Origin of the sequence: Marilutibacter aestuarii (assembly GCF_006546775.1) — a bacterium.
GTDB lineage: Bacteria > Pseudomonadota > Gammaproteobacteria > Xanthomonadales > Xanthomonadaceae > Marilutibacter > Marilutibacter aestuarii.
The window spans coordinates 1-5535 of sequence record NZ_VICE01000134.1; the positions used below are offsets into that span (position 1 = coordinate 1).

The 5535-nt window shown below is 72.5% G+C and carries 7 protein-coding genes; 4 read left to right on the top strand and 3 right to left on the bottom strand.

Going from position 1 to position 5535, the window contains the following annotated elements; translation table 11 throughout:
* The 3 genes from FKV25_RS14160 to FKV25_RS14170 form a co-directional block, all read left to right on the top strand.
* The coding region (locus FKV25_RS14160) for a methyltransferase domain-containing protein (protein WP_141519443.1) at positions 1-636 on the top strand (636 nt) is incomplete at its 5' end.
* A 47-nt stretch (positions 637-683) separates the two neighbouring features.
* Positions 684-1682, top strand: coding sequence for a multidrug resistance efflux transporter family protein (locus tag FKV25_RS14165; RefSeq protein ID WP_141519444.1), 999 nt, complete (start codon positions 684-686; stop codon positions 1680-1682).
* An 89-nt stretch (positions 1683-1771) separates the two neighbouring features.
* Positions 1772-2410, top strand: a complete 639-nt coding sequence (locus tag FKV25_RS14170; RefSeq protein ID WP_141519445.1) for a hypothetical protein — start codon at positions 1772-1774, stop codon at positions 2408-2410.
* Positions 2411-2438: 28 nt separating this feature from the next.
* On the opposite strand, the gene FKV25_RS14175 is transcribed toward FKV25_RS14170, so the two are convergent.
* The 3 genes from FKV25_RS14175 to FKV25_RS14185 all read right to left on the bottom strand — a co-directional run bounded on the left by FKV25_RS14175 (position 2439) and on the right by FKV25_RS14185 (position 4900).
* Positions 2439-2867, bottom strand: a complete 429-nt coding sequence (locus FKV25_RS14175) for a ketosteroid isomerase-related protein (protein ID WP_141519446.1) — start codon at positions 2865-2867, stop codon at positions 2439-2441.
* A 37-nt stretch (positions 2868-2904) separates the two neighbouring features.
* Positions 2905-3876, bottom strand: a complete 972-nt coding sequence (locus tag FKV25_RS14180) for a pyridoxal-phosphate dependent enzyme (protein WP_141519447.1) — start codon at positions 3874-3876, stop codon at positions 2905-2907.
* 61 nt (positions 3877-3937) lie between these two features.
* Positions 3938-4900 (bottom strand): DMT family transporter, encoded by a 963-nt coding sequence (locus FKV25_RS14185; RefSeq protein WP_211345451.1) that lies wholly within the window; start codon positions 4898-4900, stop codon positions 3938-3940.
* A 196-nt stretch (positions 4901-5096) separates the two neighbouring features.
* On the opposite strand from FKV25_RS14185, the gene FKV25_RS16595 reads away from it, so the two are divergent.
* On the top strand, positions 5097-5535 hold a 439-nt coding region (locus tag FKV25_RS16595), incomplete at its 3' end, for a hypothetical protein (protein WP_141519448.1).

Consider the following 5535-nt stretch of genomic DNA (forward strand, 5'->3'; position numbering starts at 1 on the left):
CCGCGCTGGCTGGGCGGCAGGGCCACGCCCATCGCGCTCTGCGCCGATGCCCGCGCCCTGCCCCTGGCCGACGCCAGCGTCGACGTGCTGTATTCCAACCTGTGCCTGCAGTGGGTGGAGGACCTGCCAGCGGTCTTCGCGGGTTTCCGCCGCGTGCTCCGCCCGGGCGGTCGCCTGCTGGTCTCGACGTTCGGGCCGGACACCCTGTTCGAGCTCCGCGGGGCATTCGCCGAGGCCGACGAGGCACCGCACGTGAGCCTGTTCCCGTCCATCGCCCAGTTCGGCGACGCGCTCATCGCCGCCGGTTTCCGCGACCCGGTGCTCGACCGCGACGAATTTACCCACCGGCACGACTCCCTCGCCTCGCTCATGCGCGAGTTGCGCACCCTGGGCGCTACCAATGCCATGGCGGGTCGTCGTCGCGGCTTCACCGGCCGGGCACGCTTCGCCCGCGCCGAGCAGGCCTACGAGGTCCTGCGCGGACCGCCGGGCGATGGCCATGCCGGACGGCTGCCGGCCACCTGGGAGGTCATCTACGCCCAGGCCTGGGCGCCGCCGCCGGGCGCGCCGATCCGCGTCGGCGGCATCGACGAGGTCCAGGTGCCGGTGTCGAGCATTCCCATCCGCCGGCGCTGATACCGCGCGCCATGACCGGCAAGGCCAGCGGGGCGCACACTGCCGCCATGTCCGACACACCGCCCCGCACCGTACTGCTTGCCGTCGCCGTCGCCCTGGCCTCGGCGCTGTTCTTCACCTGTACCTACGTCCTCAACCGCGCCGCCGCGGTCGACGGCGGCCACTGGGCGTGGACGGCGTCGCTGCGCTACCTGGCCACGCTGCCCCTGTTGTGGCCGCTGATGCGCTGGCAGGGCGGCGCAGCGCCCGTGCTGCGCGCTATCCGTACCCACCCCGTTCCCTGGCTGGGATGGAGCGCGGTGGGCTTCGTGCTGTTCTACATCGGCCTGAGCTACGCCGCCGCCAGCGGGCCGTCCTGGCTGGTGGCCGGCACGTTCCAGCTGACGGTCATCGCCGGCATGTTGTGTTCGCCCTTCCTGTACCGCGATGCCCGCGCGCGGATCCCGCCACGCGCACTGGCGGCGGGCCTGCTGGTGGTGGCCGGCGTCCTGCTGATGCAATTCGGCCACGGCGGCGGCGCGCTGGACCGGGAGGGTTGGATCGCGTTGGCCTGCGTCGCGGTGGCGGCATTCGCCTACCCGCTCGGCAACCGCGGCCTGCTGTTGCACCTGGAGCGCAGCGGCGAAGGGCTGAACGCCACCCAGCGCGTGTTCGGCATGACCCTGGCCAGCCAGCCGGCATGGTGGGCGCTGGCGCTGTTCGCGCTGGCCGATGCCGGCCTGCCCTCGCTCCCGCAACTGGGGCTCGCGGTGGGCGTCGCGCTGGGCGCCGGCATCATCGCCACGGTGCTGTTCTTCCAGGCCACCGGCATGGTCCGCAACGATCCCACCGGGCTGGCCGCGGCGGAAGCCATGCAGGCCGCGGAAATCCTGTTCGCGACCCTGATCGGCGTGCTCTGGCTGGGCGAGGCCTGGCCGACCGGCCGCGCGGCCTGGGGCGCGGGCCTGGTGGTGGTCGGCATCGTGGTGTTCAGCATCGTCGCCGCCCGCGGCGCGGCGGGCCGGCCGAAGGCGACGCAGCGCCTGCGCACCGACCGCGGTGCCTGAACGGAAGATGCGGCTCCGCCGCGACGCCGCGTGACGCTCGCGCGCGGGATGGATAGATTCGGGACCACGTCCCCGCCATCCCGATCCGCATGCGTCCCTTCGCCGTCTCAACGCTTTGTACCCTGGGCCTCGCCATCGGCCTGCTGCTCGCGCACAGCCGCCCGGCCGCCGCGACGCCGCCGCCGGGGCCCGATACCCGCGCGATGATGGAGGCCTGGGGCCTGGACCCGGCGCTGCTTGCCGGCAATGCCAGCGGCTTGCTGCAGCGCGCGCCCGACGCCTCCGTCGATGCATTGTTCCAGGCGGTGCACGGCAGCCTGCAGGACCCGCGCGAGGCACGCTTGCTGTGCGCGGCGTTCGAACCCGAAGGCGATCGCAGCCTCGATGGCCTCAGCCGTGCCGCCGGCGCGCTCGGCGACACCAGCCGACAACGCTTCGCCAACGCGGTGGTGCTGGTCCTGGTGACGGCCGCGCAGGGCAGTCCGCAGCCCTGGGACGCCGACGGGGCACGGCAGTCGCTGAAGGCCGCGGCGGTCCGCGCGGCGATCCTCAACGACGGTTTCACTGCCGCGCTCAATGGCGCCGACGCCGACGCGCGCTGCCGCGCGGTGGGTCAACTGACCGCGGCGCTTGAGGACCGGCCGCAGGCCGAGCGGGCCGCGGTGACGCGGCTGCTGCTGATCGAAGGCATGGCCATGCTCGGGGATGCCTCGCTGGCCCGCGACTGACGCATCGCCGCACGCGCCGGGCGCCGGCTCAGGCGCCGACCTGTTCCAGCCAGTCCTGCAGGTTGTAGTAGTTGCTGACGCGGGTGATCCCCGCCGGTCCCAGCTCGAAGAACGCCCCGCCGGGCAGCACGTAGCGTTGCCCGTGGGCCGGCGGCAGGCCTTCGTCGTCGGCGAGGTATTCGCCGTGGACGACGTACTCGGCGGCGGCCCGGCGGCCGTCGGGCGAGACCATCACGACGACGTCGCGCAGCTGCTCGCGATAACAGCGCGCCATCCGCTGCAGGAACGCGTCGAACGCCTCGCGGCCGGTCTCGCGCGGGCCCTGGTTGAGGTCGTGGACGACGGCGGCGTCGAGCAGGGCCAGCATCGCGGCCCAGTCGCCACGGTTGAACGCAGCGTAGTAATCGAGCACGCGCTCGGTGGCGCGGTCTTCCTCGCGGGTTCCGTCGATCCTCACGTCCTTGTCCTCGGGCCTGGCCGGTGGCGGGGCGTGCTCATGATGCCGCGAACAGCGCCGGCAGGGCGTCGAGGTCGACGTTGCCGCCCGACAGGACCAGGCCGACCCGGCGGCCGCGGAACAGCGCCGGTCGCGCGAGGACCACCGCCAGTACGATCGCCGCGGACGGCTCGACGACCAGCTTGAGGCGCTCCCAGACCAGGCGCATCGCCGCGACCACCGCCGCGTCGTCGGCGAGCAGTACCTCGCGCACGTGGTCGCGCAGCACGGGAAAGGTCAGGGTGCCGAGTTCGGCGCGCAGGCCGTCGCAGATCGTGTCGGCGCGACGCCCGGTGACGCGCTCGCCCGCCGCGAGGCCGTCGTGTGCATCGCGCGCGCCCGCGGGTTCGGCCCCGAACATGTCGATGGCCGGGTCGACGCCGTGCGCGGCCAGGCAACTGCCCGAGAGCAGCCCGCCTCCGCTCACCGGTGCGACGACCGCGTCCAGCCCGGGGACTTCGCGCAGCAGCTCCAGCACGGCGGTGCCCTGCCCGGCCATGACGCGCGCATCGTTGAAGGGGTGCACCAGGACCCCGCCGGTCTCGGCGAGCACGATCCGGGTCGCCGCGTCGCGCGAGGCCTGGTCGGTGTCGCAGTGGACCAGCCGCGCGCCGTAACCGAGCATCGCGGCCTGCTTCACCCGGGGCGTGCCATGCGGCGCGACCACGGTCGCGGTGCCCCCGCGCAGGCGCGCGGCGAGCGCGACGGCGGCGCCATGGTTGCCGGAGCTCTGGGTGACGATGCCGCGCGCCACCTCCGCTTCGTCGAGCGAGAAGATCGCATTGCAGGCGCCGCGGAACTTGAAGGCGCCCACGCGCTGCAGGTTCTCGCACTTGAAGTGCAGCTCGCAGCCCGCCATCGCGTCGAGCGCCCGCGAACGCAATACCGGGGTCACGTGCGCATGCGGAGCAATACGCGCCGCGGCGGCCAGGACGTCGTCGAAGCAGGGGGACTGGGTAGGGTCGGTCATCCGCGCAGGGTAGCCCAGGCGTCGAAGCCGGCGCCATGATCGTGCCGGGCCTGTTGCGGCACTAGGGCGGTGTCGAGGGTGGCAGGGTGGACACGAGCGGGGCCGCGCGCCTGCGGCCCAGCAGGCTCACGGTGACCGAACCGGCGACCACCAGGCCGGCGCCGATCCAGCCCAGCGCCTCGATGCGCTCGGGCTCCAGGCTGCCGGGCCACAGCGCGGCCACCGCGGCGGAAGCGCCGATGCACAGCAACGGCGTGGTAGCCAGCACCACCGAGACCCTCGAGGCCTCCCAGTGCGCCAGGGCTTCGGCGAACGCCCCGTATGCGCCAATGGTGTTGAGCGCACAGTAGCCCAGCAGCAACCAGTGCAGGCCATCGAGCCGCAGCAGCGATGCGGGCGAGGCGACCGGCCACAGCGCCAGCGTGGCCAGCACGTAGATGAAGAGCAGGATCTGCATCGAGCCCAGCTTCAGCAGCAACTGCTTCTGGGCCAGGGCGTAGATCGCCCAGGCTACCGCGGCGACCAGCACCAGCAGCGAACCGGCCAGGTATCCCGGGCCGCGCGCCGCCTGCCACTGGTCGAGCGAGAACAGGGCCAGCCCCGCGACCAGCAAGGCCAGGCCCAGCCACTGGGCGGCGTGGAAATGTTCGCCGAACACCCATATGCCGCCCAGCGCCATCAGCAGCGGCGCCAGCTGGATCAGCAACTGCGTGTTGGCCGGCGAGGTGTACTGGATGCCGAACAGATAGAAGACGTAGTTGCCCAGCAACATCAGGCCCGCCAGCAGCAACAGGGCCCAGCCGCCGCGGCCGAGCGAGGCGTAGCCGCGCAGGCGACCACGCAGGCCCAGCCAGGCGGCGGTGAACAGCGCGGCCACGAGGAAGCGGAACCAGGTCAGGGTGAGCGCATCGATCTCGGCCAGGACCAGCTTCAGCGCGATCGGCAGGGTCGCCCAGCACAGGGCGGTGACCAGGGACAGGCCCAGGCCGAGGCGCCAGTTGCCGGACGCGCGGTGCAGGTTCATGGGTTGGATCTCGACGCGCGTGGCCGGTATTCGCCCGGCCGTGGGGTGCCGCATGCTCGCACTTGCCTCCCCCGCCCCGCAAGCCGTGCCCGCTTGTCGGCCATCGCTACCGGCAGTCCAGGCCCGTCCTGGCGAATTAAGCGCGAGTTCAATGACTTAGGCCCAAGGTGGAAACGTCCGAATTGGGGGGTTCACCATGATTCGCAAACTGCTCCTGCCCGCCCTGACCGTCGCCCTGCTGGGCGGCTGCGTCAGCGGCTACGGCTATCGCCCCGCCGGCAGCGGCGGCTACTACTACGGCCAGCCTTCGGTCGAGTACCGCTACTACGGGGGCTACGGCTATCCCTATGGCGGCTCCCGTTACGGCTACTACAACTACAACCGCCCGGGTTGGGGCTATCCGTACTATGGCTATCCGGGCTACTACCCGCGGCCGCCAATCGTGGTGCGCCCGCCGCACCGGCCCGACCACCCGCACAAGCCCGACCATCCGGGCCGGCCCGATCGCCCGGACCATCCCGACGTCGGTGACGGCGGCAATCGCCCGCCGTGGCGCGACCTGGACAACATCAACCGGCGCGAGGTCCGCCCACCGCGGATGGTGCCCCAGCAACCGGTCAGCCGGCCCAGCGTGC

Bases quoted from the DNA above. Each gene is read 5' to 3' on its own strand.
- FKV25_RS14165 (WP_141519444.1), top strand. From the start codon at position 684: ATGTCCGACACACCGCCCCGCACCGTACTGCTTGCCGTCGCCGTCGCC.
- FKV25_RS14170 (WP_141519445.1), top strand. From the start codon at position 1,772: ATGCGTCCCTTCGCCGTCTCAACGCTTTGTACCCTGGGCCTCGCCATC.
- FKV25_RS14180 (WP_141519447.1), bottom strand. From the start codon at position 3,876: ATGACCGACCCTACCCAGTCCCCCTGCTTCGACGACGTCCTGGCCGCC.
- FKV25_RS14185 (WP_211345451.1), bottom strand. From the start codon at position 4,900: ATGAACCTGCACCGCGCGTCCGGCAACTGGCGCCTCGGCCTGGGCCTG.